Here is a 23965-nt window from a genome sequence, read left to right on the forward strand (position 1 = left end):
TTAGTCAGAGTCATTGCGGGCTTTGCGTGGGCGCAGCGTCGGGCGCGGCAGGCTCAACGGTCGCGGGTGCAGCCGGCGCAGGGCTGGAGCGATAATCGGCGCGACGCTTGAGTTGGTACTCGCGCACGGCGGCATTATGGGCATCCAGGCTGTCGGAAAAAACATGGCTGCCATCGCCTCGGGCCACGAAATACAGGCTGCTGCCCGGCACCGGATTCAACGCGGCATGGATCGCCTCGCGGCCGACCATGGCAATTGGCGTCGGCGGCAGGCCGCTGATCATGTAGGTGTTATAGGGCGTGGCTTCCTTGAGGTGCGCGCGCGTCAATTTGCCGTTATAGCGCTCGCCCATGCCGTAGATCACGGTGGGGTCGGTTTGCAGCAGCATGCCGATCTTCAGGCGCCGCACAAACACCCCGGCAATCTGCCCACGCTCCTCGGGCACACCGGTTTCCTTCTCGACCAGCGACGCCATGATCAGCGCCTGGTAGGGATCGGTATAGGGCGCGTCCGGGGCGCGTCGCTGCCATTCCTGGGCCAGCACCTCGTCCAGGCGGTTGTAGGCTTTCTTCAGGAACTCGACATCGGTCATGCCGCGCACAAAACGGTAGGTGTCGGGGAAGAACCGCCCTTCGGGGAATTCGTCGGGATGGCCGATTTTTTCCATCACCTCAGTGTCACTCAAGCCCGCCAGGGTCTGTTCGATTTTTTCATGCTTGGCCAAGGCACTGCGCACCTGGCGGAAGTTCCAGCCTTCCACCAGGGTCAGGCTGTACTGCACCACGTCGCCGCGCTGCCACAGGCCGATCAGGCCCTGGGCCGTCAGGCCGGGCGTCATGCGGTACTCGCCACTGTGCAGGGGCTGGCCATCAAGATTGAAGCGCCAGTAGAGGCGTAGCCAGAAGGCATCCTCAAGCACGCCGTCGTTTTCCAGGCGATTGAAAGTACCCGTAGGGGTCGCGCCAGCGGCTACATCCAGCAATTGCTCCTGGGACAGATTCAGCGGCTGCTTCAAGGCCGAGTCCAGCTTCCAGGCCGAAAAGCCCAGGAGCAAACCCGCCAGGACCAGGCCGATCTCCAGCAGCAATACAATTTTACGTATCAAATCAAACACCCAATAGCGCGCGAACAATGCCCTGCAGTTTACGGGTGAGTGGCCCGGCCGACCAGCTCATTGGCCCACATCCAAGCACCGGCCAAATGCCATACACGCTGTTGCAGACGAACACTTCATCAGCCTGTTGCAGTTGCGCAAGGCTGATATCGGCAACCGTGGTGACAATGCCCAGCGCCTCGGCACTGGCCAGCAACTCGGCACGCATGACGCCGGCCACGCCACAGCGGCTCAGGTCGGCCGTCAGCAGTTGGCCGGCATGCACCAGGAACAGGTTGCTGAACACACCTTCGATGACGCGCCCGGACATATCCAGCATCAATCCTTCCGCGTGATCGGCATCTTGCCACTCGGCGCGGGCCAGGACCTGTTCGAGACGATTGAGGTGCTTGAGACCTGCGAGCAAGGGTTGCTCGGACAAACGGGTGGCACAGGGAAACAGGCGTATGCCGGATGAACCATGAGCCTGGGGATAGGCGGCAGGCGGGCTGCCTTGCAGGATACGCCGCGCTGGGGCGCCTGCATTGATGCCATAACCGCGCAGGCTATCGCCACGGGTGAGGATCAACTTGAGAACGCCGTCACCGAGGGCTGCCGCGTAAGCCAGCACCTCGCTGCGGATCAGATCCGGGGTCACCGCAAGCGCCAGGCGCCTGCAGCCCTCGTCGAGGCGTTGCAGGTGACGATCCAGCAGCACGGGCTGCCCGGCCTTGACCGCGATGGTTTCAAACAAACCATCGCCGTAGGCCAGGCCGCGATCTTTCAGCGACACTGCGTCCGCTGGCTGACCGTCGACCCAGCAGTGCATCACTCGGCGAACCGGCGGAACACCAGGGAACCGTTGGTACCACCAAAACCGAACGAGTTGGACAGCACCACGTCGATCGGCATTTTCTGCGGCTCGTGAGGCACGAAGTTCAGGTCGCAGCCTTCATCCGGCTCATCAAGGTTGATGGTCGGCGGCGCGACCTGGTCCTTGATCGCCAGCACACTGAAAATCGCTTCAACCGCGCCAGCCGCACCCAGCAGGTGACCGGTCATGGACTTGGTGGAGCTGACCGCCAGCTTGTAGGCGTGCTCGCCGAACACCGACCTGATGGCCTGGGCTTCCGCCAGGTCGCCAGTTGGCGTCGAGGTGCCGTGGGCGTTGATGTACTGCACCTGGTCGACGTTGATCTTCGCATCGCGCAGGGCATTGCTGATGCAACGCGCAGCGCCCGCGCCATCGGCGGGTGGCGAGGTCATGTGGTACGCATCGCCACTCATGCCAAAACCGATCAGCTCGGCGTAGATCGTCGCGCCACGGGCCTTGGCGTGCTCCAACTCTTCGAGGACCAGGGCACCGGCACCGTCGGACAGTACAAAGCCATCACGGCCCTTGTCCCACGGACGGCTGGCACGGGTCGGCTCGTCATTGCGCGTCGACAGCGCACGGGACGCGCCGAAGCCGCCCATGCCCAGGCCGCAGGCGGCCATTTCGGCACCACCTGCGATCATCACGTCAGCCTCGTCATAGGCGATATTGCGCGCCGCCATGCCGATGCAGTGAGTGCCCGTGGTGCACGCTGTGGAAATGGCGTAGTTAGGCCCCTGGGCACCCAGATGGATGGACAGGAAGCCGGAAATCATATTGATGATCGAGCCCGGGACGAAGAACGGTGAAATTCGACGAGGGCCGGAGTCGTGCAGCGTGCGGCTGGTTTCTTCGATATTGGTCAGACCGCCAATACCCGAACCCATGGCCACGCCGATGCGTTCACGGTTGGCATCGGTGACTTCCAGGCCAGCATTACGCACTGCCTGAAAACCGGCTGCCAGGCCGTATTGAATGAACAGGTCGAGTTTGCGGGATTCCTTGATCGAGAGATATTCCTCGACATTGAAGCCCTTTACCGAGCCGCCAAAACGGGTGGAATAGGCAGAAAGGTCCGTATGCTCAATCAGACCGATACCACTGTGGCCAGCCAGAATGCCCTGCCAACTGCTCGGCACATCCGTACCCAGTGGCGACAACATACCCATACCGGTGACTACGACGCGTCTACGCGACACAGCACTCTCCTTTTTCTAATGACGACACTTTGTTTCAAAGCTCATTTTTCATCAGAGCTAAAGAAAAAACCGCACGCCGTTATAGCAGTGCGGTTTTTCCATGACAGCAAGCGACGATTACAAACTATTACGCCTGGTGGCTAGTAACGTAGTCGATAGCAGCTTGAACAGTAGTGATTTTTTCAGCTTCTTCGTCCGGGATTTCGGTCTCGAATTCCTCTTCCAGAGCCATCACCAGCTCAACGGTGTCAAGGGAGTCGGCACCCAGGTCTTCAACGAAGGAAGAAGTGTTTTTCACTTCGTCTTCTTTAACGCCCAGTTGCTCGGCAACGATTTTCTTGACGCGCTCTTCGATGGTGCTCATACCTTGTTTTCACTCCTAATGGACAAATTCAGGCAGCTGGCCAGTGGGTAAGTGTATAGAAAGGCTTTTCAGCTTTTCAACTGAAAGCTTCACCCTCGTACCCTACCGACCACCTGTCTATAAATAGATTGCAGCTTTATAACGGATTTTAGACAGCTCGTATGACATTTTTTTGAAGCGATCCGTCACAATTTAACTCATGTACATCCCGCCGTTCACCGGGATTGTAGCCCCAGTCACGTATGCCGCACCGTCAGATGCCAGGAAAGAGACCACATTGGCGATCTCTTGGGCCTGGCCCAGACGGCCCAGCGGAATTTGCGTCAGCAACGCATCACGTTGCGCTTCAGGCAATTCGCGGGTCATATCGGTATCGATAAACCCTGGAGCCACCGAGTTGACCGTAATCGACCGCGAGCCGACTTCACGCGCCAGGGCACGGCTGAAACCTTCCAGGCCGGCCTTGGCAGAGGCGTAGTTTACTTGGCCTGCGTTGCCCATGGCACCCACTACGGAGCCAATATTGATAATTCGGCCCCAGCGCGCCTTGGTCATACCGCGCAAAACACCCTTGGACAGGCGAAACAGACTGTTCAGGTTGGTATCGACCACGTCGTACCACTCGTCGTCTTTCATGCGCATCATCAGGTTGTCGCGGGTAATTCCGGCGTTGTTCACCAGAATGGCCGGTGTTCCGAACTGTGCAGTGATCTGGGCCAAAACAGCAGCCACGGACTCATCACTGGTCACGTTGAGCTCCAGGCCGGTACCCTGCACGCCGTTTTCCTTGAGGGTCGCGGCGATACGCTCGGCGCCCGAGGCGGATGTGGCAGTTCCGATCACTACCGCGCCCTGACGGCCCAGTTCCAGGGCAATCGCCTGGCCAATGCCACGGCTTGCGCCGGTAACCAGTGCAACTTTACCTTGCAGACTCATGCAGGCTTCTCCTTAGTTCAGGCCAGTGCGGCGCGGGCGGCGGCGAAGCCATCCGGGGTATTGAGGTTGGACGTCGACACGCCCTCGGCGCAGCGCTTGTTGAGGCCGGCCAGGACTTTACCCGGACCACACTCAACTAGTTGGGTAGCGCCCTTGGCGGCCAGGGTCTGGACTGATTCAACCCAGCGTACCGGCTTGTACAGTTGCTCCAGCAGGTCGCGCTTGAGGGTTTCCAGGTCCGGCGCCACGTCGGCGCTGACGTTTTGCACCAACGGGATCTGCGGTGCCTGCCAGTTGATGGCTGCGATGGACTCGGCAAAACGCTCGGCCGCCGGGCGCATCAACTCGCAATGGGACGGCACGCTGACCGGCAGTGGCAACGCACGCTTGGCGCCACGGGCCTTGCAGCCTTCGATGGCACGCTCAACCGCAGCCTTGGCACCGGCGATCACTACCTGGCCTGGGGAATTGAAATTCACCGCGCTGACCACTTCGCCCTGGGCCGCTTCGGCGCAGGCTTCGATCACCACGACGTCGTCCAGGCCCAGGATCGCGGCCATGCCGCCCTGCCCGGCTGGAACCGCTTCTTGCATCAGTTGGCCACGGCGCTCTACCAGCTTGACCGCCTCAGCGAGGGTCAGGCTGCCTGCCGCGACCAGGGCGCTGTATTCGCCCAGGCTATGACCGGCAACAAAAGCCGGACGTGCGCCGCCTTCGGCCAGCCAAACGCGCCACAGCGCGACGGAAGCCGTCAGGATGGCCGGCTGGGTTTTATCGGTTTGATTGAGCAGTTCTTCCGGCCCGTCCTGGGTCAATGCCCAAAGGTCGTAGCCCAAGGCAGCAGACGCTTCCTTGAATGTCTCCAGGACTAGCGGGTATTGCGCGCCCAGCTCGGCCAACATGCCGAGGGACTGCGAACCCTGCCCTGGAAAGACGAATGCGAGGGATGTAGACATGTAACAAGCCCCTAATGATCTGGTCGTCGGTGAATTGACGCCCCACAGCTGGGAGCGCAAGAAACTGACAGATTGGATGGTCAATTGAACTGGCCGGTCACATTTAAGCATTCCCGGCCCGATTCGCCTAAGGCAACAGATCCTCAAGACGGCCATGCAAGCGCTGCGGAAGGTTCTCCTGGATCTCGATCAGCGCACGCGCAATGGCACTCTGAAAACCCTGGACCCCCGCCGAACCGTGGCTTTTTACCACAATCCCCTGTAACCCGAGGAAGCTTGCGCCATTATGCCGCGCCGGGGCCAGGTCCGCCTGCAGGCGTCGCATCAACGGCAGCGCCAGGGCCCCCACAAGGCGGGAAGCCAGGTTGCGCTTGAACAACGCCTCGATCCGCGCAGCAATCATCGTAGCCAGGCCTTCGCTGGACTTAAGCAGGATATTTCCGACAAACCCGTCACAAACCACCACATCGGCCTCGCCACGATATAACCCATCGCCTTCGACAAACCCGATGTAGTTCAAGCCCCGCGCCTGTTGCAACAGGCTGGCGGCCAACTTGACCTGCTGGTTGCCCTTGATGTCCTCGGTGCCGATGTTCAGCAAGGCCACCCTTGGCCGCACCACACCCAGCGCCTCGGCCGCGACCGAGCCCATCAGGGCAAAGTGCAGCAGGTGCTCGGCGCTGCAATCGACATTCGCCCCCAGGTCCAGCAACTGGCAATAGCCACGCTGCGTCGGGATCGCCGCGACCATCGCCGGCCGGTCAATGCCCGGCAGGGTTTTCAGCACATGGCGGGACAAGGCCATCAAGGCCCCGGTATTGCCGGCACTGACACAAGCCTGGACCTTGCCATCGCGCAGCAGCTCAAGGGCCACGCGCATGGAGGAGTCAGGCTTGCCACGCAGGGCCTGGGCCGGCTTTTCATCCATGCCGATGGTTTCGCTGGCCGGCGTTATCGTCAGGCGCGCGCGATCCACAGCCGCATGGCTGGCAATCAGTTCTTCAAGTAGGGAGGGTTGACCGACGAGGGTCAGGTGCAGCGAGGGCGTAGCAGACAGGCTGGCAATGCATGCCTGGACAATGCTGCGGGGACCGAAGTCCCCGCCCATTGCGTCAATCGCGATGACTTGAGCAGACAAGTGATTACTCGTCAGCGCCCTTGTCGATCACTTTACGGCCACGGTATACGCCTTCTGGCGATACGTGGTGACGCAGGTGAATTTCACCGGTGGTTTTTTCTACAGACAGAGTGCTTGCCGTCAGGGCATCGTGCGAACGACGCATGTCACGGGCAGAGCGGGATTTTTTGTTCTGCTGAACAGCCATAATTGATTAACTCCTAAACGTTTGGGTCACGCTTTAACTGCGCCAATACACTGAACGGGTTGGACCGCGTTACCTCGTCCTCGCTCGGTTCGGACTCGTCATCGAGCCCCGCCGGCTGCTGGCATTCTTCCGGATGATGAGCAGGCACAATGGGCAAGGCGAGCAGAAGCTCCTCCTCGATCAGTGCATGCAGATCCAAAGGATCTTCGCCCAGTTCCAGCACGTCATAACCTTTCGGCAACGACTGGGTATTCGCACCCTCTTTCACCACAGCATAACTGCATTCGCTGTGGATCGGCAGGGTGACCAGCTCAAGACAACGCTGGCAAACCATTTTGACCTCGGTGTCGATAAAGCTGTGGATTACCACAGATTTACGTTCATCTCGCTCAAAAACGAATTTAGCCTGCACCGTACCGACATTGTCGGAAAGCGGGTCGCAGAGTCTCTCCAAATCGGCCAGCAACACTTCACCTTGGAGGGTGGTGCCACGATCAGCCAATTTGCGCGGGTCAACGTGAGGTGGAATCGGGTCATTCAACATAGGCGCAGCATTATAGGGATGCACCCGCCCATGTCAAAGGAAATTCAGCCCTGTGCGCCAGACTGTCCGCTCGCTAGAATCCGCGACTGCCTTGAGGAGAGCCACATGTTGCCTTTATTACTCGCTTCCAGCTCGGTTTATCGCCGGGAACTGCTGAACCGCCTGCATCTGCCGTTCATCTGCAGCTCGCCGGATATCGACGAAAGCCATCACGCCAACGAGCCAGCAGCCGATCTGGTCAAGCGCCTGGCCGAGCAGAAAGCCCGAGCCCTCGCCGGCAGCCACCCTGGGCATCTGATCATCGGTTCGGACCAGGTCGCAGCGCTGGATGGCCAGATCATCGGCAAGCCCCACACCTTTGAAAAGGCCCGCGAGCAATTACTGGCGGCCAGCGGCCGGCAGGTCAGCTTCCTGACCGGCCTGGCGCTGCTCAATAGCGACACCGGGCATTGCCAGGTGGACTGCATCCCCTTCACCGTCACGATGCGCCAGTTGGACCCGGCACAGATCGAACGCTATCTGCGGATCGAGCAGCCCTACGACTGCGCCGGCAGCTTCAAGGCCGAAGGTTTAGGGGTGAGCCTGTTTCAAAGCACCGAAGGGCCGGATGCGACAAGCCTTGTCGGCCTGCCGCTGATTCGCCTGGTGGACATGCTGCTGGCCGAAGGCGTGCAGATCCCCTGAAAGCACCACAAAACCCAATGTGGGAGCGGGCTTGCCCGCGATTAGGGCGGATCAGCCAAATATGTACCGACTGATCCACTGCCATCGCGAGCAAGCCCGCTCTCACATTTTGGGCTACGCCAATCGCGAGCTCAGCGTAAGGTCGGCCCCTGGAAGCCCATATACAGCGCCAATTTCTCCGCCACACTGGCACCCAGTCGCTTGGAGAAGCGATCGAACGGCGACTCCTGGACGGTAAAGTCCACCAGCTCCTTCTCGCCAATCACATCCCGCGCCACCGAACTGGCACTGCCCAGACCATCGATCAAGCCCAGCGGCAACGCCTGCTCACCGGACCAGATCAGGCCGGAGAACAACTCCGGATGCTCTTTATCCTTGAGCCGCTCACCGCGCCCCTGCTTGACGCTGGCAATGAACTGGCGATGAGTGGTATCGAGCACGCTCTGCCAGAACTGGGTTTCATCAGCCTTTTGCGGCTGGAACGGATCCAGGAAAGACTTGTGCTCGCCCGAGGTGTAGGTACGCCGCTCAACCCCCAGCTTCTCCATGGCCCCGACAAACCCGTAGCCAGCCGCCGTCACGCCAATGGAGCCCACCAGGCTGGCCTTGTCGGCGTAGATCTGGTCGGCGGCGCTGGCAATGTAATAGGCACCCGAGGCACCCAGGTCAGAGATGACCGCGTACAGTTTGGTCTCTGGATGCAGCGCGCGCAGGCGACGGATCTCGTCATAGACATAGCCCGACTGCACCGGACTGCCACCCGGACTGTTGATGCGTAGCACCACACCCTTGACCTTGGGATCCTCGAAGGCCGTGCGCAGGCTGCTGACGATATTGTCGGCACTGGCGGACTCCTTGTCGGCAATCACCCCACGCACCTCGATCAGCGCGGTGTAGCTACCACTGCGGGCGGCGCTTTTTTCCATATCCACCAAAGGGCTGAACAACACCAGCATGCCAATCAGGTAGGTAAAGGTCAGGAGCTTGAAGAAGATCCCCCAGCGCCGGGCGCGACGCTGCTCCTGGACGCCCGCCAGCAGGGTTTTTTCCAGCAGTTTCCAGCTTTTATCATCGCCATTGTCGGCACCGGCCTTGGTCGGTGCTTTCCACTCATCGGTCATGCCATCTACCCCAGCAAAAACTTAACGGGCCTGGTTGAGCCAGGCGTGCAATTGCGAAAACCGGTCAATCGTCAGTCGCGGCTCGTAAGCCTGCAAGGCTTCGGGGGACTGTGCGCCATAGCTGACGGCAACGCTGTCCATGCCGGCGTTGCGCGCCATCAGCAGGTCGAACGAAGCATCGCCCACCATCAACGACTCACGGGCAGACACGCCGCAATGGGCCATGATCTGCTCCAACATCAATGGGTGAGGCTTGCTTGCGGTTTCATCGGCGGCGCGGGTGATATCAAAATAATCTTCCCAGCCATTGGCCTTGAGCACCCGATCCAGGCCGCGCCGGGCCTTGCCGGTAGCCACCGCCAGGTGATAGCCCTGCTCACGAAATGCCGCCAGGGACTGCACTACCCCTTCAAACAAGGGTGACGGCTCGGCCTCCAGGGCAATGTAGTGATCGGCGTAATGCTCGCGAAACGCCACCAGCTCACTGTCAGCGATCTGCGGATACAAGGTGCGAATGGCTTCGGGCAAGCCCAGGCCGATGATGCCCTTGACCGCCAGGTCACTGCACAGCTCAAAGCCGGAACGGGTCGAGGCCATGTGCATGGACTCGACAATCCGACCAATGGAATCGCACAGGGTGCCATCCCAGTCAAAGATCAGCAGCTTGTAGTCAGGGCGCGACACTCAGGCGCTCCACGGTCTTGGCCCACATCTCGTCCACAGGCGCCTGCAACTTCAATTCGCCACCATCGGGCAACGGCACCGTCAGCATGTAGGCATGCAGGAACAGGCGTTTGCCGCCAAGGTCACGAATCTCCTTGGAGAACCCTTCGTCGCCGTACTTGGTATCGCCAGCAATGCAGTGGCCCGCATGCAAGGTATGCACGCGGATCTGGTGGGTGCGCCCGGTCACCGGCTTGGCCTCGACCATAGTCGCGAAATCACCGAAGCGCCGCAGCACCTTGAACAGGGTCAGCGCCTCCTTGCCCTCCTCGTCCACCTCGACCATGCGTTCGCCGGAGCGCAGGTTGCTCTTCTGCAACGGCGCCCGCACGCTCTTGATCGAGGACGCCCAATTGCCGCGGACCAGCGCCATATAACGCTTGTCCACGCCATCGCCGCGCAGGGCGGTATGCAGGTGGCGCAACATGCTGCGCTTCTTGGCGATCATCAACAGGCCGGAGGTGTCGCGATCCAGGCGATGGACCAGCTCCAGCTCCTTGGCATCCGGACGCAACTGACGAAAGGCTTCGATCACCCCGAAATTCAGGCCGCTGCCGCCGTGCACCGCAATGCCGCACGGCTTGTTGATCACGATCAGCTTGTTGTCCTCGAAGACAATCGACGCCTCAAGGCGCTGCAACAGGCCCTGGGCCAGCGGCACGGGCTCGTCGCGCTCAGGCACGCGAACAGGCGGCACGCGGACGATATCGCCCGCCTGCAGCTTGTACTCAGGCTTGATCCGGCCCTTGTTCACCCGCACTTCGCCTTTGCGCAAAATGCGATAAATCAAGGTCTTGGGCACGCCCTTGAGCCTGGCCAGAAGAAAATTGTCGATGCGTTGGCCGGCATATTCCGGCGAGACCTCAAGCAGCTGGACGCTGGGGGTCGGGGGGGTGGTAGTCGTCATGTCGGGAATGATAACAATTTTTTATGGAATTGAAGCACTTAATCATTGCTGCTATAGTCGCGAACGCCGCCAAAAGCGGCCTGGACAGAGGACTCGCGGCAAACTGCCGCCCCTGACCATCGCAATTCATCAGGACGCGAGGCCGTCCTACGGGGCTCTTGCCATACTGGAAGGCTCAAGATTGTAACAAGCGCAGGTGACATGAGGCCTGAAGCGAGTGCAGGAAGCAGAGTGATTACTCGCCTCTTGCGCCGATATTTACGGCCAGTTCACAAAGTGCAGTCAGTCTTGTACCAGACCACGGCGAATGCTTCGGAAACAACGCCTGTTATTAGCCATGAGCGTGAACTCCCCATTGGAGAACACGGTAAATGCCAACCCGCTGCGGATTCTGCGCGCGGCAGCACCCGAATTATCAGGGATACGTGTAGGGTGGAGATGCACAACCGTCGGACTGTGTAGCACTAGGCTTATATTTAGACGCTTCATCTCGTCCACAGTCGCCGGTTGATTCCTCCTCCTGACTGAGTGCTTATTAAGTCACCACAGCAAGCAGGACGCGTAAGTCGCGATACCAGCCCAATTGGCCAGTATTGCTGGACACTGGAGTGGCCAACCACTCTTGACGCACCTGACACCGACCGTGAGAAGTCGTGTGTGCCGAACGCCGTTTCCGGCAGCCCGGAAACCGACGGTACAACATGAAAAGAATGCTGATTAACGCAACTCAACCCGAAGAGTTGCGTGTTGCACTGGTAGATGGCCAACGCCTCTACGACCTGGACATCGAGTCCGGTGCACGCGAGCAGAAGAAGGCCAACATCTATAAAGGCCGGATTACTCGTATCGAGCCAAGCCTTGAGGCTGCCTTTGTCGATTTTGGCTCTGAGCGCCATGGCTTCCTGCCCCTCAAAGAAATCTCCCGCGAGTACTTCAAGAAAGCCCCTGAAGGCCGCGTGAACATCAAGGACGTCCTGAGCGAAGGCCAGGAAGTCATCGTCCAGGTCGAAAAAGAAGAACGTGGCAACAAGGGCGCAGCCCTGACCACCTTCATCAGCCTGGCTGGCCGTTATCTGGTCCTGATGCCGAACAACCCGCGTGCTGGCGGCATCTCCCGTCGCATCGAAGGCGAAGAGCGCAACGAACTGCGTGAAGCGTTGAACGGCCTGATCGCCCCGGCCGACATGGGCCTGATCGTGCGCACTGCCGGCCTTGGCCGCAGCAGCGAAGAAATGCAGTGGGACCTCGATTACCTGCTGCAACTGTGGACCGCTATTAAAGAAGCGTCCCTGGACCGCTCCGCGCCATTCCTGATCTATCAGGAAAGCAACGTGATCATCCGCGCCATCCGCGACTACCTGCGCCAGGACATCGGCGAAGTACTGATCGACAGCGTTGAAGCCCAGGACGAAGCCCTGACCTTCATCCGCCAGGTGATGCCGCAGTACGCCAGCAAGATCAAGCTGTACGAAGACAGCGTGCCGCTGTTCAACCGTTTCCAGATCGAAAGCCAGATCGAAACCGCCTTCCAGCGCGTGGTCGAACTGCCTTCCGGCGGCTCCATCGTGATCGATCCGACCGAAGCCCTGGTGTCCATCGACATCAACTCGGCGCGCGCCACCAAAGGCAGCGACATCGAAGAAACCGCCCTGCAGACCAACCTGGAAGCAGCCGAAGAAATCGCTCGCCAACTGCGCCTGCGTGATATCGGCGGCCTGATCGTGATCGACTTCATCGACATGACCCCAGCCAAGAACCAGCGCGCCGTGGAAGAAAAAGTCCGCGAATGCCTGGAAGCCGACCGTGCCCGCGTACAAGTTGGCCGCATCTCGCGCTTCGGCCTGCTGGAAATGTCCCGTCAGCGCCTGCGTCCATCCCTGGGCGAAAGCAGCGGCATCGTCTGCCCGCGTTGCAACGGCACCGGCATCATCCGTGACGTTGAATCGCTGTCCCTGGCGATCCTGCGCCTGATCGAAGAAGAAGCCCTGAAAGACCGCACCGCCGAAGTCCGCGCGCAAGTGCCGATCCCGGTTGCAGCCTTCCTGCTCAACGAAAAACGCAACTCGATTACCAAGATCGAACTGCGCACCCGTGCCCGTATCGTCATCCTGCCGAACGATCACCTCGAGACGCCGCACTTCGAAGTCCAGCGCCTGCGTGACGACAGCCCGGAAGCCCACAGCGGCCAGTCCAGCTACGAAATCGCCGCTGCCGCTGCCGAAGTCGAAGAAGTCCAGCCAGCCGCCGCGACCCGCACCCTGGTTCGCCAGGAAGCCGCCGTCAAGACCGCGCCGGCCCGTGCCAACGCACCGGTGCCGACTGAAGCCGCTGCCCCGGTGGCCGCGCCTGCCGTCCTGCCGGAGCCAAGCCTGTTCAAGGGCCTGGTGAAGTCGCTGGTCAGCCTGTTCGCCACCAAGGAAGAGCCGGTAGCTCCTGCCGTGGTCGAGAAGCCAGCCGCTGAACGCCCTGCACGCAACGAAGAGCGTCGCAACGGTCGCCAGCAGAGCCGTAACCGCAACGGTCGCCGCGACGAAGAGCGCAAGCCTCGCGAAGAACGTGCACCGCGTGAAGAGCGCGCACCCCGTGAAGAGCGCCAGCCGCGCGAAGCCCGTGAAGAAACCCCAGCCGTAGCCCGTGAAGAACGTGCTCCGCGCGAAGAGCGTGCGCCACGTGAAGAACGCGCACCGCGTGCCCCTCGCGCCCCACGTGAAGATCGCAAGCCACGTGGCGAGCGTGAAGAACGTGTACGTGAACTGCGTGAACCGTTGGATGCTGCCCCAGCTGTTGCCGCCGTAGCAACTGATGTCGCGACTGAAGAACGCCCGGCCCGCCAACCCCGTGAAGAGCGCGCCCCACGCCCTCCGCGTGAAGAGCGTCAACCACGTGCCGAGCAGGCTGCCGCAGCCAGCGAAGAAGAACTGCTGAACAATGACGAACAGCCACAGGAAGATGGCCAGGACAACGCCGAAGGCGATCGTCCACGCCGCCGCTCCCGTGGCCAGCGTCGCCGCAGCAACCGTCGTGAGCGTCAACGTGACGCCAACGGCAATGTGATCGAAGGCTCGGAAGAGACCGGCGAAGCCAGCGAAGACAACGCCAACAACGAACCCACCAGCACCGAACTGGCTGCTGGCCTGGCCGTTACCGCTGCGGTTGCCAGCTCGGTCATCAGCGCACCTGCCGAAGCCGAAGCCAACCAGCAGGCCGAACGTGCCACCGCTGCCGTGCAGGAAACTGCCGCAGTTGAAGCACCGGTTGTCGAAGCCACCACCGTGGTTGAAGCACCAGCGGCTGTAGAAGTGGAAGTTGCACCGGTTCGTGAAGCCCAGCCTGAAGCCGAAGTCGTGGCTGCACCCGCAATCGTGGTTGAGCCACAGCCTGTGGTTGAAGCAGTTGTTGAAGCGCCAGCCGCTGAAGCAACCCCGCAAGTGCGTGAAGTTCGCGAAGAACAGACCGCCTTCCAGTGGACTGCCGAGCCAGCCGTCGTCACCGAAGCCCCTGCCCCGGCACCGGTAGAAGAAGCTCCAGCACCGGCTGCTGAAGTGGTTATCGCCGAACCTGCGGTGGTTGCAGAACCGGTTGTGATTGCCGAGCCTGCTCCGGTGGTCGTGGAAACCCCAGTGGTTGCCGAAGTGGCCGCCCCAATGGTTGAAGCCCCTGCCAGCGCCCTCACCGAAAACGGCCGTGCGCCTAACGACCCACGTGAAGTGCGTCGTCGCAAGCGTGAAGCCGAGCGTCTGCAGAAAGAAGCCGAAGAAGCAGCGGCAGCGGCCCCGGCCGTAGTCGAAGCGGTTGCGCAAGCACCGGCCATCGAAGCAGAAGTTGAGCACACTGCCCCAACCATCGACGAGAACCTGCGTTCCGTTGAAGAAGTGGTAGAGCACAACCCCAAAGCCCTGGAAGAAGAGCACGAGCCTAAACCCCTCGCCTGATTCCAACGGCAACTAAAAAGCCCCGCCTGATCACTCAGGCGGGGCTTTTTTATGCGACACGTGGGAGCTGGCTTGCCTGCGATGGTCGTTAACGATGACGGATAAATACCTGACACCCCGAGCAGCTCTTCCAGCCCCTACCTGAATTCCAGTGATTGCGGCACATCCACATCCCATAACACCCCAGGATCATCCACCCGCACTTCCCGCACCTCAGCCTGGGCAAACAGCGCCTTGGCCCCACAATCCCCGGTCAACCCCATCAACACCGGCCCCAGTGCCTGGCCAAACGCAACAGGATGGCCTTGCCGGCCAGCATGCACCGGCACACTGACCCCCTCCACCCGCTCTATCACCCGCTCAATACTCGCCGCCTGGATAAACGGCATATCCCCCAACACCACCAGCCAACCCGTCGCGGGGCCACTGGCGGCCACCGCTGCCGCAATACTGTCGCCCATGCCCGCCGAATCCAGGAGCAGCACTTCGCACCCATAATGGCGCGCCAGGCGTACAACCTCGCTGCGCTCCGGCGATGTGACCACCCAACGCCGGGTGACACTGGCGGGCAAATTGACCAGCACCTGCTCCAAGACCGGCCGCGTCACCCCATCACGCCCCACACAAGGCGCCAGCAGTTTGTCCTGACCGCTTAACGCGCGGAACCGACTGCCCTGCCCCGCCGCCAGGACAATGGCGGTGATGGCGCTCGTCAACTGACCGCCTCCCGCACGGGTTTCGCTTGCAACAGCTCTACGCCGTTCTTGATCGCGACGATGTGCGCCATCAACGACAAGGCAATCTCTGCCGGCGTATGACTGCCAATATCAAGACCGATCGGACCATGCAGCCGCGCAATCGCCTCGGCTCCCAGCCCCAGCACGGCCAGGTTCTCGCGACGCTTACGGCTATTGGCCCGTGACCCCAGGGCACCGATGTAGAACGCCCGGGAATTGAGCGCGGTCAACAGCGCCATATCATCCAGGCGCGGATCGTGGGTCAGGGCCACAATGGCCGTGCGCTCGTCCGTCTGGATATTGAGCACCGCCTCATCGGGCATTCCCGGCACAAAGCGCCCGTGTTGTTCTTCCCAGCCATGCACGAACTCCGTGCGTGGGTCGCAGATCAGTACTTCAAAATCCAACAGCCGCGCGATTTCCGCCACATAGCGCGACAACTGGCCTGCACCGATCAACAACAGGCGCCAGCGCGGGCCATAGATAGCCCGCAAGCGTCCACCGTCAAAACTGACAATGTCGTACTTGCTCGCCGCGCTCAAACGCACGGTGCCCGTCGCCAAGTCCAACTCCCGGGCCACTATTTCATGAGCCTCACAACGCGCCAGCAACTCGGCGACCCACGCAGGATCACCCACCCGCTCCTCCGTCAGGCGCAAGGTGCCGCCGCATGGCAGGCCAAAGCGCGCCGCTTCATCGCGGGTGACGCCATAGGTCACCAGTTGCACCGGCGGCCCGTCATCAGGCAAGCGGCCATCATGCAGCCGGGCGATCAGGTCATCCTCGATGCAGCCACCGGACACCGAGCCGATCACCACCCCGTCGCCGCGCAGGGCCAGCATCGCCCCCGGCGGCCGTGGCGCGCTGCCCCAGGTCTGGACCACGCTGTACAGCACCACCCGCTGCCCGGCGCGGCGCCATTCGAGCACGCTGCGCAGGACATTCAGATCCACGCTGTCCATCAGGCCTTCGCCTCCTGCTGCCAGCCCTGTAGCTGATAACGCACAGGCAAGTTGCGGATACGCTTGCCGGTGGCGGCAAATATCGCATTGCACAGCGCCGGCGCAATCGGCGGCACACCCGGTTCACCGACACCGCCCAAGGGCACCTCACCTGTTGGGGTGACCAAATGTATGGCGATTTCCCGGGGCGCCAGGGACATGCGCGCCACTTCATACATATGGAAGTTGTCCTGCTGGACCTTGCCATCCTTAAAGCTGATTTCCCCCAGGACCGCATTGCCCAAGCCCATGACGCACGCGCCCTCGAACTGCGAGCGGATGCGCTCCGGGTTGATCTGCGGGCCGCAATCCACGGCGATGTCGGCCTTGTGCACAATCAGTGTGCCATCATCTTTGACCTCAACCTCGATCACCGCCGCCACATAGGTCACGAAGCTGTAGTGCACCGCCAGCCCCAGGCCACGCCCCTTGGGCAGCGCACGGCCCCAACCGGCAGCCTTGGCCGCGGTTTCCAGCACGCCACGCATGCGCGCGGTATCAATCGGATAACGCTCGGGGGACTCGCCGTAGTTCCATTCTTCGCTCAAGGTTCGCGGATCGATCTGACGATCCGGGCCCAGCAGCTTGAGCTGATACTTCAGCGGATCCTGGCCGGCCTTGTGCGCCAGTTCATCGACAAAACTCTGAATGGCAAACCCGTGGGGGATGTTCGACACCGAACGGTACCAGCCCACGCGGGTGTGGGCAGCAGCCTCGGGGTTTTCCAGGCGCACATTGGGAATGGCATAGGCCATATTGGTAAAACCCATGCCCAGCTCGAACGCGGCCTCGTGGTTCATGCCCGGCGCAAACAACGCGGTGATGCTGGGTGCCACGGTGCGGTGCAGCCAGGCGGCAGGCATGCCGTCCTTGTTCAGGCCGGCCTTGAGGTACTCGGCGGAGACGGTATGGAAATAGGAGTTATGGACATCGTCTTCACGGGTCCACTGCACGCGCACAGCCTTGCCGGGAAACTCCTTGGCCAGCACCGCAGCTTCGATGATGAAGTCCGGTTTCGACTTGCGCCCGAAACCGCCGCCCAACAGGGTGACGTGGATCGTGACGTTATCGAACGGCAGGCCAAGGCGCTCGGCCACCCGTTCGCGGGTGACCTGTGGCGCCTGGCTCGGGGCCCAGGCCTCGCATTGCCCGTCTTGATAGCGGGCCACGGCAACCATCGGTTCCATCGGCGACTGCGCCAGGTGTGGCAAGTAATACGCGGCTTCGAGGGTGCTGTCGGCATCACTCAGGGCCTGGTCGATGCTGCCGGTATTGCGCACCACTTTGCCGGGCTTGAGGGCCGCCGCTTCCAGGGTCTTGCGATAATCGATGGAGTTGTAGCCGGCATTGGTGCCGTCCTCCCAGACAATCTGCAACGCTTCGCGCCCCTTGATCGCCGCCCAGGTGTTGCTGGCCACCACCGCCACGCCGCCCAATGGCTGGAACTCCGAGGGCAAGGGCCGGCTTTCGATTTGCAGGACCTTGATCACCCCGGGGACTTTCAGCGCCGCGCTGGCATCGAACGACTTGACCTTGCCGCCATACACCTTGGGCCGCGCAATGGTCGCGAACAGCATGCCGTCAAAATGCACATCGGCGCCGTACACCGCCCGGCCGTTGACGATATCGGCACCGTCGATGGCCTTGGTGGCTTCCTTGCCGATATAGCGAAATTCCGAGGGTTGCTTGAGCCGCAGGCTGTCGCGCGCCGGCACCGCCAGCGCACCGGCGGCTGCGGCCAGGGCGCCATAGCCCAGTTCGCGGCCGCTGGGCTGGTGAATCACTTTATGCAACTGCGCCCGGCATTCGCCCAGCGGGACTTGCCACTGCTCGGCAGCGGCCTGTTCCAGCATGGTTCGCACGGCGGCGCCGCACCGGCGCATCGGCTCGAACCAATGGCGCATGCTGCGCGAACCGTCGGTATCCTGGTTGCCAAAACGCGCTTCATCGCCCGGTGCCTGCGCAACCTTCACCAGCGCCCAATCGGCCTCCAGTTCATCGGCCACCACCATGGTCAGGCTGGTGCGCACGCCCTGGCCCATTTCCGAGCGGTTGCAAATCACGGTGACGGTGCCGTCGGTGGCGATGCTGACATAGACCTTGGGATCATCGACCACTCCATGGGGCATCGCGGCCCCGCCGTATTGCTTGGCCTCGGCGGCAAAGGCCTGGGGCAAGCCCCAACTGGCAGCCACCACCAGCGCCCCGGTCGCGCCGACCCCCTTGAGGAACCCACGGCGACTGAGGTTGTTCAGGGCGAAATTGCTCGGCAACTGGCTCATGCCTTGGCCTCCTGCAAGTGGGTCGCGGCCTGGCGGATCGCCGTCTTGATGCGGTTATAGGTGCCGCAACGGCAGATATTGCCGACCATCGCCTCTTCAATCTGCGCATCGCTGGGGTTGGGGTTGGTTTTGAGCAAGGCCGTGGCCGACATGATCTGCCCGCCCTGGCAGTAACCGCATTGCGCCACTGCGGTGTCCAGCCACGCCTGCTGCACCACCTGGCCAATCGGGTCGTTATGCAGGTTGTCGATAGTGCTGACGTTCTGCCCTTTGACCGAGCCGATGGGCGTGATGCAACTGCGCGCCGGCGAGCCGTCGATATGAATGGTGCAGGCACCGCACAGACCCATGCCGCAACCGAACTTGGTGCCGTTGTAACCCGCCACGTCGCGGATCGCCCACAGCAGGGGCATGTCCTCGGTGACATCCAGTGGATGATCTTGACCGTTGAGTTTGAGAGTAATCATGGGCACGCCCGCATAGTGATTGGATTATGGGGTCGAGCTATCTGCCGCTTTCAAAGGAGCGGAGTCGGTTCACGCAGATGGCTCAGGCTAATCGGGCTCTCTTGTGAAGACAGGTCTTCACCGGGCCTTTGATAAACAGCGTCTATCGAACAATAAACAGGCATCGTTAGCCTGCTAAGTTAACCCAGCATTAACAAAAAAGCCCTGCAATGCAGGGCTTGGTTCAACAGGCTAGAAGCGTAGCTCAATAACGATTGGGCTCCATTTCCAACTCGACCTTGAAGCGCTCGGCGATATCGCTCTGGATGCGCTGGGCCAAGCTGGCAATATCCAGCCCGGTGGCCGCGCCATAATTGACCAGCACCAGCGCCTGCAAGCGATGCACGCCGGCATCACCGTCGCGAAAGCCTTTCCAGCCGGCCTTTTCAATCAACCAGCCAGCCGCCAGTTTCACTTGGCCATCAGCCTGGGGATAAGCCACCAGATCGGGATATTGCAGCTTTAATTGCGCCGCCAGCACCTGGGGCACCAAGGGGTTCTTGAAGAAACTGCCAGCGTTGCCCAGGACCGCAGGGTCGGGCAGTTTTTCACTGCGAATGCTGCAAATGGCCCGACTGACATCGCTGGGGGTCGCCTGGGTAATGCCCTGCTCGGCCAGGCGCTGCTGCACCGGGCCATAGCCGAGCTTCAGGTGCGCGACGCGGCTCAAGGCAAAGCGCACCCGCAGGATCAACCAGCGCCCCACTTCGTGCTTGAACAGGCTGTCGCGGTAGGCGAAGTTGCATTCTGCCAGGCTGAAATCGCGCAACTCGCCGGTCTGGCGGTCGAGGGCGGTCAGGCCGGCGAACACATCCTTGATCTCGACACCGTAGGCGCCGATGTTCTGCATCGGCGCGGCGCCGACAGTGCCGGGGATCAGGCTGAGGTTTTCCAGGCCAGACAACCCTTGCTCAAGGGTCCACAGCACAAAAGGATGCCAGGCCTCACCCGCCTCGGCTTCCACCACAACCTGCTGGGTGTCCTCGTGCAGGACGCGGATACCCTGGGTCGCCATGCGCAATACCAGCGCCGGGATATCCTGGGTCAGCAGCAGGTTGCTGCCGCCACCGATCACCAGCAATGGCAACTGTTGCGCGGCCGCATAGGCCAGGGCCTCGCGCACATCGGCGTCGCTATGGGCCTCGGCGAACAACTGCGCACGCACATCGATGCCAAAACTGTTGAAGGCCTTCAGGGAAACCTGGGGCTGCACATCCAGACTCATAACCGCCCCTTCAACTCGATCACCAGCAAGTCGCACGCGGCCTCGATCAGGTCCAGGACCTGCTCGAAACCCTGTTCGCCGTCGTAATACGGATCCGGCACTTCATCCACCGCCGAGTCGTAGCGGCGCAGGAACAGATCCAGCTCCGCCTTGCCTTGGGCCGGCTGCATAGCCTTGAGATTGCGCAGGTTACTCTGGTCCATGGCCAGGATCAGGTCGTAGCGCGCAAAGTCGGCACGCGACACTTGCTGCGCACGCTGGGCCGACAAGTCGTAGCCACGGCGCAGCGCTGCTTGCTGGCTGCGCTTGTCCGGCGCCTTGCCGATATGCCATTCACCGGTACCGGCAGAGGCCACCTCGACCCGGTCCGCCAGCCCGGCGGCCCGCAGTTTGTGGCGCAGCACGCCTTCGGCGGTGGGCGAGCGGCAGATATTGCCCAGGCAGACAAACAGGACTTCCATCACGCCCCCAGCAACCGACGCACGCGCTCAAGGTCTTCCTGCGTATCGACGCCGGCTGGCGGCGCTTGCAGCGCATCATCGACATGAATGCGCACGCCGTGCCACAGGGCTCGCAGTTGTTCCAGTGCCTCGGTGTTTTCCAGCCAGCACGGGCCCCAGCTGACGAAGTCATGCAGGAAGCCCGCGCGGTAGGCGTAAATGCCGATATGGCGACGATAAGGTACGCCAGCCGGTAATACGTCACGCTGCTTGGCGAACTCATCGCGCGCCCAGGGCAGGGTCGAACGGCTGAAGGTCAGGGCCAGTCCATTGATGTCGCTGACCACCTTGACCACGTTCGGGTTGAGCAGGGTCTGGATGTCTTCGATAGGTTCGGCCAGGGTCGCCATGCGCGCTTCGGCATGGGCGGCCAGGTTGGCGGCGACCTGGTCGATGACACACGGCGGGATCAGCGGTTCGTCACCCTGCACGTTGACCACGATGGCGTCCGGCGCCAGGCCCAGGTGCGTGGCGACTTCGGCCAGGCGGTCGGTGCCGGAGTTGTGGTCTTCACGGGTCAGCACTGCTTCGGCGCCAAACCCCTTGCAGGCCTCGATGATCCGCAGGTCGTCAGTGGCCACCACCACGCGCTGGGCGCTGCTTTTGCAGGCCTGCTCCCAGACCAGCTGGATCATCGGCTTGGCGCCGATCATCTGCAGCGGCTTGCCGGGCAGGCGGGTAGAGGCATAGCGCGCGGGGATGACAACAGTGAAGGCAGTGGTCATTTATCCAGGCGCTCGTCGGTGGTCAAGGTGCGGGCTTCGCTTTCCAGCATCACCGGGATGCCATCGCGGATCGGGTATGCCAGGCCAGCGCCTTTGCTGATCAGCTCGGTCTTGTCGGCGCTGAGCTTGAGCGGGCCTTTGCAGATCGGGCAAGCGAGGATATCGAGCAGTTTGGTGTCCATGGGGGTTTCCTGGATAAAAGCGTTTTAAGGCAAAAGTCGAGCGGGCAGCAGACGCATCAGTTGCGTGTCAAACCAGGCGATAAACGCCGGTGACGGTGCCGCATCAACTGCAAGGTACCACCAGTGTGCCTGGGCAAAGGCGCGGCACTTCACCGCGTCCTTTTCAGTCATGACCAGCGGCAGTGACGGCGTAAAATTCAGGACCTCGGCGCTGTAGGGCGCATGGTCGGCAAACGCATGGGGTATCGGCCGCCAGTGTAGCGTTTCAAGGGTATTGAAGAAACGTTGCGGGTTGCCGATACCGGCGACCGCATGCACCTGCTGCCCCACGGGAAAATGGTCCAGCGGCCGGCGCTCGCCGGTCAGCAGGTTGACCAGCGTGGTCGGCAGCAGACGGAAAGCAAAGCCGTCCTCACGATCAGCCCCGGCGCCGTTATAGAGCAGGGCATCGACGCTGTGCAGGCGCTCGACCGGCTCGCGCAACGGCCCGGCAGGCAGGCAGCGGCGATTGCCCAGGCCACGGGCGTTGTCGATCAGCACCAGTTCCAGGTCACGGGCCAGGCGGTAATGCTGCAGGCCATCGTCGGAGAGGATCAGGTCCAGGGTCTCGCTGGCCAACAGGGCTTGCACCGCACGGCTGCGATCGGGGTCGATCATCAGCGGGACGCCGCTGCGCTGCACGATCAACAACGGCTCGTCGCCGGCCACTTGAGCGCTGTCGCTAGCCTGCACCCGCCATGGCAACTGCGCAGGCTTGGCCCCGTAGCCACGGCTGACCACGCCGACCCGCAGGCCACTGCGCTGGCAATGCTCGATCAACCACAGGATCAACGGCGTCTTGCCCGTGCCACCCACGGTGATATTGCCGACTACCACGATGGGCACCGGCGCTTGATAGATCGTGCCCTCGCCCGCCAGGAACCGCTCGCGCTTGCGCCTGACCACCCGGCGATAGAGTGCCTCCAGAGGTTGCAGGAGCTTGAGCGCCGGGTGGCCGTCATACCAGGCCTGGAGCAAACGATCGGACAAGGCCATCAGGGCTGCCCCGCCGCCTCGACGGTGGTCATGCGCAAATGGCTGAAACCGAGCTTGCCGGCAGCATCCATCGCGGTGATCACGGCCTGGTGTGGGGTCTTGCCATCGGCGCTGATGGACAGCGGCATTTGTGTATCACCGCCGGACTCCTTCTGCAGCGCATCCATCACGCTGGCCACGTCGTTTTTCTCAAGCAACTGGTTGTTCACCGAAAACACCCCTTCGGCGCTGATGGTGATCTCCAGTTGCTTGAGCTGCTGGTCTTCGGCCGGCGAGCCGCTGACGGCTTCCGGTAGCTCGACCCGCAGTTGGGTTTCCCGGGTAAAGGTGGTGGTGACGACAAAAAACAGCAGCAGGATAAACACCACATCGATCAACGAGGCCAGGTTGATATCGACGGTTTCCCGGGGCTTGCGGCGAAATTTCACGCTTTGCCCTCGACCAGGTCGACATCGCGGTCGCCCTGGACCACTTCCACCAGCTTGATCGCTTCCTGCTCCATGCCCACCACCAGTTCATCAATGCGCCGTTGCAGGAAACGGTGGAAAAACACCGCCGGAATACCCACCATCAGGCCCGCCGCCGTGGTGATCAAGGCCTTGGAAATGCCCCCGGCCAATACCGAGGCGTTGGTGGTCATGCCCGAACCGGTAAAGGCGCTGAAGATATCGATCATGCCCAGCACCGTGCCGAGCAGGCCGAGCAACGGCGCCATTGCGGCGATGGTGCCCAGGGCATTGATATAGCGCTCCAGCTCGTGGATCACCCGGGCGGCGGCTTCTTCAATGCACTCCTTCATGATCTCGCGACCGTGCTTGGAGTTGGCCAGGCCAGCGGCGAGGATCTCGCCCAGGGGGGAATTGGCCCGCAGTTCCTTGAGCTTTTCCTTGTCCAGTTGCTTGTCCTTGATCCAGCGCCAGACCTGCCCCAGCAGATGATCAGGGGTTACACGGCTGGCGCGCAGGGTCCACAGGCGTTCGGCAACAATGCCGAGTGCGGCGATGGAGCTCAGAATGATCGGCAACATCATCCAGCCGCCGGATTTGACCAATTCCCACACAGTGAATGTCCCCTCGAAAAAGTGCGCCACTTTAGCATACAGGCTGGCGAGGAA

Annotated in this window: 25 protein-coding genes; 2 read left to right on the plus strand and 23 right to left on the minus strand. The window is 61.6% G+C overall.

Annotated elements, in window-relative coordinates:
- Positions 1 to 10: 10 nt before the first annotated feature.
- The 9 genes from mltG to ACO77H_RS20360 all read right to left on the minus strand — a co-directional run bounded on the left by mltG (position 11) and on the right by ACO77H_RS20360 (position 7291).
- A complete protein-coding gene (mltG, locus tag ACO77H_RS20320) occupies positions 11 to 1105 on the minus strand; it encodes an endolytic transglycosylase MltG (RefSeq protein WP_172312901.1) in 1095 nt (364 codons plus the stop codon).
- Position 1106: 1 nt separating this feature from the next.
- Positions 1107 to 1922 (minus strand): aminodeoxychorismate lyase, encoded by an 816-nt coding sequence (pabC, locus tag ACO77H_RS20325; RefSeq protein ID WP_170043797.1) that lies wholly within the window; start codon positions 1920 to 1922, stop codon positions 1107 to 1109.
- On the minus strand, positions 1922 to 3166 hold the full coding sequence (gene fabF, locus ACO77H_RS20330; protein ID WP_169955213.1) for a beta-ketoacyl-ACP synthase II: 1245 nt from the start codon (positions 3164 to 3166) through the stop codon (positions 1922 to 1924). Before fabF ends, pabC begins: the two co-directional genes overlap by 1 nt.
- A gap of 127 nt (positions 3167 to 3293) precedes the next feature.
- The gene (gene acpP / locus ACO77H_RS20335; RefSeq protein ID WP_076964148.1) at positions 3294 to 3530 is read right to left on the minus strand and encodes an acyl carrier protein; all 237 of its coding nucleotides are present in this window, start codon (positions 3528 to 3530) and stop codon (positions 3294 to 3296) included.
- A gap of 192 nt (positions 3531 to 3722) precedes the next feature.
- Positions 3723 to 4466: a 3-oxoacyl-ACP reductase FabG gene (fabG, locus tag ACO77H_RS20340; RefSeq protein WP_169955212.1), complete on the minus strand. Its 744-nt coding sequence runs from the start codon at positions 4464 to 4466 to the stop codon at positions 3723 to 3725.
- Positions 4467 to 4483: 17 nt separating this feature from the next.
- Positions 4484 to 5422, minus strand: a complete 939-nt coding sequence (gene fabD, locus ACO77H_RS20345; protein ID WP_432754497.1) for an ACP S-malonyltransferase — start codon at positions 5420 to 5422, stop codon at positions 4484 to 4486.
- A 127-nt stretch (positions 5423 to 5549) separates the two neighbouring features.
- Positions 5550 to 6560, minus strand: a complete 1011-nt coding sequence (plsX, locus tag ACO77H_RS20350) for a phosphate acyltransferase PlsX (protein ID WP_169955210.1) — start codon at positions 6558 to 6560, stop codon at positions 5550 to 5552.
- 4 nt (positions 6561 to 6564) lie between these two features.
- Positions 6565 to 6747, minus strand: coding sequence for a 50S ribosomal protein L32 (rpmF, locus tag ACO77H_RS20355; RefSeq protein ID WP_008152339.1), 183 nt, complete (start codon positions 6745 to 6747; stop codon positions 6565 to 6567).
- Between the two features lie 13 nt (positions 6748 to 6760).
- A complete protein-coding gene (locus ACO77H_RS20360; RefSeq protein WP_029299696.1) occupies positions 6761 to 7291 on the minus strand; it encodes a YceD family protein in 531 nt (176 codons plus the stop codon).
- Positions 7292 to 7396: 105 nt separating this feature from the next.
- On the opposite strand from ACO77H_RS20360, the gene ACO77H_RS20365 reads away from it, so the two are divergent.
- Positions 7397 to 7975: a Maf family protein gene (locus ACO77H_RS20365; RefSeq protein WP_170043758.1), complete on the plus strand. Its 579-nt coding sequence runs from the start codon at positions 7397 to 7399 to the stop codon at positions 7973 to 7975.
- 131 nt (positions 7976 to 8106) lie between these two features.
- Here the strand turns inward: ACO77H_RS20365 and ACO77H_RS20370 are convergent, their stop codons facing one another.
- Genes ACO77H_RS20370 through rluC form a run of 3 tightly spaced genes read right to left on the minus strand, consistent with a single transcriptional unit; the run spans position 8107 to position 10726 of the window.
- Positions 8107 to 9096 carry a S49 family peptidase gene (locus ACO77H_RS20370; protein WP_169955208.1) on the minus strand — a complete coding sequence of 330 codons (990 nt, stop codon included), beginning with the start codon at positions 9094 to 9096 and terminating at the stop codon, positions 8107 to 8109.
- Positions 9097 to 9117: 21 nt separating this feature from the next.
- Positions 9118 to 9780 (minus strand): HAD-IA family hydrolase, encoded by a 663-nt coding sequence (locus ACO77H_RS20375; RefSeq protein WP_170043759.1) that lies wholly within the window; start codon positions 9778 to 9780, stop codon positions 9118 to 9120.
- Positions 9767 to 10726, minus strand: a complete 960-nt coding sequence (rluC, locus tag ACO77H_RS20380; RefSeq protein WP_005790558.1) for a 23S rRNA pseudouridine(955/2504/2580) synthase RluC — start codon at positions 10724 to 10726, stop codon at positions 9767 to 9769. The genes ACO77H_RS20375 and rluC overlap by 14 nt, the downstream gene beginning before the upstream one ends.
- A gap of 701 nt (positions 10727 to 11427) precedes the next feature.
- Between rluC and rne the strand changes: the two genes are divergently transcribed.
- On the plus strand, positions 11428 to 14658 hold the full coding sequence (gene rne / locus ACO77H_RS20385) for a ribonuclease E (protein ID WP_432754498.1): 3231 nt from the start codon (positions 11428 to 11430) through the stop codon (positions 14656 to 14658).
- A 137-nt stretch (positions 14659 to 14795) separates the two neighbouring features.
- On the opposite strand, the gene ACO77H_RS20390 is transcribed toward rne, so the two are convergent.
- From ACO77H_RS20390 to ACO77H_RS20440, 11 genes are all read right to left on the minus strand, one after another.
- Positions 14796 to 15374, minus strand: coding sequence for a nucleotidyltransferase family protein (locus ACO77H_RS20390; protein WP_432754499.1), 579 nt, complete (start codon positions 15372 to 15374; stop codon positions 14796 to 14798).
- Positions 15371 to 16357 (minus strand): XdhC family protein, encoded by a 987-nt coding sequence (locus tag ACO77H_RS20395; protein ID WP_172312905.1) that lies wholly within the window; start codon positions 16355 to 16357, stop codon positions 15371 to 15373. The genes ACO77H_RS20390 and ACO77H_RS20395 overlap by 4 nt, the downstream gene beginning before the upstream one ends.
- Positions 16357 to 18678, minus strand: a complete 2322-nt coding sequence (locus ACO77H_RS20400) for a molybdopterin cofactor-binding domain-containing protein (protein ID WP_432754500.1) — start codon at positions 18676 to 18678, stop codon at positions 16357 to 16359. Before ACO77H_RS20400 ends, ACO77H_RS20395 begins: the two co-directional genes overlap by 1 nt.
- The gene (locus ACO77H_RS20405; protein WP_076964157.1) at positions 18675 to 19145 is read right to left on the minus strand and encodes a (2Fe-2S)-binding protein; all 471 of its coding nucleotides are present in this window, start codon (positions 19143 to 19145) and stop codon (positions 18675 to 18677) included. Before ACO77H_RS20405 ends, ACO77H_RS20400 begins: the two co-directional genes overlap by 4 nt.
- A gap of 244 nt (positions 19146 to 19389) precedes the next feature.
- Positions 19390 to 20409 carry a UDP-N-acetylmuramate dehydrogenase gene (gene murB, locus ACO77H_RS20410; RefSeq protein WP_432754501.1) on the minus strand — a complete coding sequence of 340 codons (1020 nt, stop codon included), beginning with the start codon at positions 20407 to 20409 and terminating at the stop codon, positions 19390 to 19392.
- Positions 20406 to 20870, minus strand: a complete 465-nt coding sequence (locus ACO77H_RS20415; RefSeq protein WP_154842658.1) for a low molecular weight protein-tyrosine-phosphatase — start codon at positions 20868 to 20870, stop codon at positions 20406 to 20408. Before ACO77H_RS20415 ends, murB begins: the two co-directional genes overlap by 4 nt.
- Positions 20870 to 21634 carry a 3-deoxy-manno-octulosonate cytidylyltransferase gene (gene kdsB, locus ACO77H_RS20420; protein ID WP_169955201.1) on the minus strand — a complete coding sequence of 255 codons (765 nt, stop codon included), beginning with the start codon at positions 21632 to 21634 and terminating at the stop codon, positions 20870 to 20872. The genes ACO77H_RS20415 and kdsB overlap by 1 nt, the downstream gene beginning before the upstream one ends.
- Positions 21631 to 21816 (minus strand): Trm112 family protein, encoded by a 186-nt coding sequence (locus ACO77H_RS20425; RefSeq protein WP_003174668.1) that lies wholly within the window; start codon positions 21814 to 21816, stop codon positions 21631 to 21633. The genes kdsB and ACO77H_RS20425 overlap by 4 nt, the downstream gene beginning before the upstream one ends.
- A 24-nt stretch (positions 21817 to 21840) precedes the next feature.
- Positions 21841 to 22851 carry a tetraacyldisaccharide 4'-kinase gene (gene lpxK, locus ACO77H_RS20430; protein ID WP_172312911.1) on the minus strand — a complete coding sequence of 337 codons (1011 nt, stop codon included), beginning with the start codon at positions 22849 to 22851 and terminating at the stop codon, positions 21841 to 21843.
- A complete protein-coding gene (locus ACO77H_RS20435) occupies positions 22851 to 23279 on the minus strand; it encodes an ExbD/TolR family protein (RefSeq protein ID WP_029299722.1) in 429 nt (142 codons plus the stop codon). Before ACO77H_RS20435 ends, lpxK begins: the two co-directional genes overlap by 1 nt.
- A complete protein-coding gene (locus ACO77H_RS20440) occupies positions 23276 to 23911 on the minus strand; it encodes a MotA/TolQ/ExbB proton channel family protein (RefSeq protein ID WP_029299724.1) in 636 nt (211 codons plus the stop codon). Before ACO77H_RS20440 ends, ACO77H_RS20435 begins: the two co-directional genes overlap by 4 nt.
- Positions 23912 to 23965 lie beyond the last annotated feature (54 nt).

Source organism: Pseudomonas sp. WMBT8, assembly GCF_050916005.1.
Classification (GTDB): Bacteria; Pseudomonadota; Gammaproteobacteria; order Pseudomonadales; family Pseudomonadaceae; genus Aquipseudomonas.

Excerpts from the sequence above, each read along its gene's own strand:
- pabC (WP_170043797.1), bottom strand. The coding sequence starts at position 1,922 with ATGCACTGCTGGGTCGACGGTCAGCCAGCGGACGCAGTGTCGCTGAAA.
- acpP (WP_076964148.1), bottom strand. The coding sequence starts at position 3,530 with ATGAGCACCATCGAAGAGCGCGTCAAGAAAATCGTTGCCGAGCAACTG.
- fabG (WP_169955212.1), bottom strand. The coding sequence starts at position 4,466 with ATGAGTCTGCAAGGTAAAGTTGCACTGGTTACCGGCGCAAGCCGTGGC.
- fabD (WP_432754497.1), bottom strand. The coding sequence starts at position 5,422 with ATGTCTACATCCCTCGCATTCGTCTTTCCAGGGCAGGGTTCGCAGTCC.
- rpmF (WP_008152339.1), bottom strand. The coding sequence starts at position 6,747 with ATGGCTGTTCAGCAGAACAAAAAATCCCGCTCTGCCCGTGACATGCGT.
- ACO77H_RS20360 (WP_029299696.1), bottom strand. The coding sequence starts at position 7,291 with ATGTTGAATGACCCGATTCCACCTCACGTTGACCCGCGCAAATTGGCT.
- ACO77H_RS20365 (WP_170043758.1), top strand. The coding sequence starts at position 7,397 with ATGTTGCCTTTATTACTCGCTTCCAGCTCGGTTTATCGCCGGGAACTG.
- ACO77H_RS20370 (WP_169955208.1), bottom strand. The coding sequence starts at position 9,096 with ATGACCGATGAGTGGAAAGCACCGACCAAGGCCGGTGCCGACAATGGC.
- rluC (WP_005790558.1), bottom strand. The coding sequence starts at position 10,726 with ATGACGACTACCACCCCCCCGACCCCCAGCGTCCAGCTGCTTGAGGTC.
- rne (WP_432754498.1), top strand. The coding sequence starts at position 11,428 with ATGAAAAGAATGCTGATTAACGCAACTCAACCCGAAGAGTTGCGTGTT.
- ACO77H_RS20395 (WP_172312905.1), bottom strand. The coding sequence starts at position 16,357 with ATGGACAGCGTGGATCTGAATGTCCTGCGCAGCGTGCTCGAATGGCGC.
- ACO77H_RS20400 (WP_432754500.1), bottom strand. The coding sequence starts at position 18,678 with ATGAGCCAGTTGCCGAGCAATTTCGCCCTGAACAACCTCAGTCGCCGT.
- ACO77H_RS20405 (WP_076964157.1), bottom strand. The coding sequence starts at position 19,145 with ATGATTACTCTCAAACTCAACGGTCAAGATCATCCACTGGATGTCACC.
- murB (WP_432754501.1), bottom strand. The coding sequence starts at position 20,409 with ATGAGTCTGGATGTGCAGCCCCAGGTTTCCCTGAAGGCCTTCAACAGT.
- ACO77H_RS20415 (WP_154842658.1), bottom strand. The coding sequence starts at position 20,870 with ATGGAAGTCCTGTTTGTCTGCCTGGGCAATATCTGCCGCTCGCCCACC.
- kdsB (WP_169955201.1), bottom strand. The coding sequence starts at position 21,634 with ATGACCACTGCCTTCACTGTTGTCATCCCCGCGCGCTATGCCTCTACC.
- ACO77H_RS20425 (WP_003174668.1), bottom strand. The coding sequence starts at position 21,816 with ATGGACACCAAACTGCTCGATATCCTCGCTTGCCCGATCTGCAAAGGC.
- lpxK (WP_172312911.1), bottom strand. The coding sequence starts at position 22,851 with ATGGCCTTGTCCGATCGTTTGCTCCAGGCCTGGTATGACGGCCACCCG.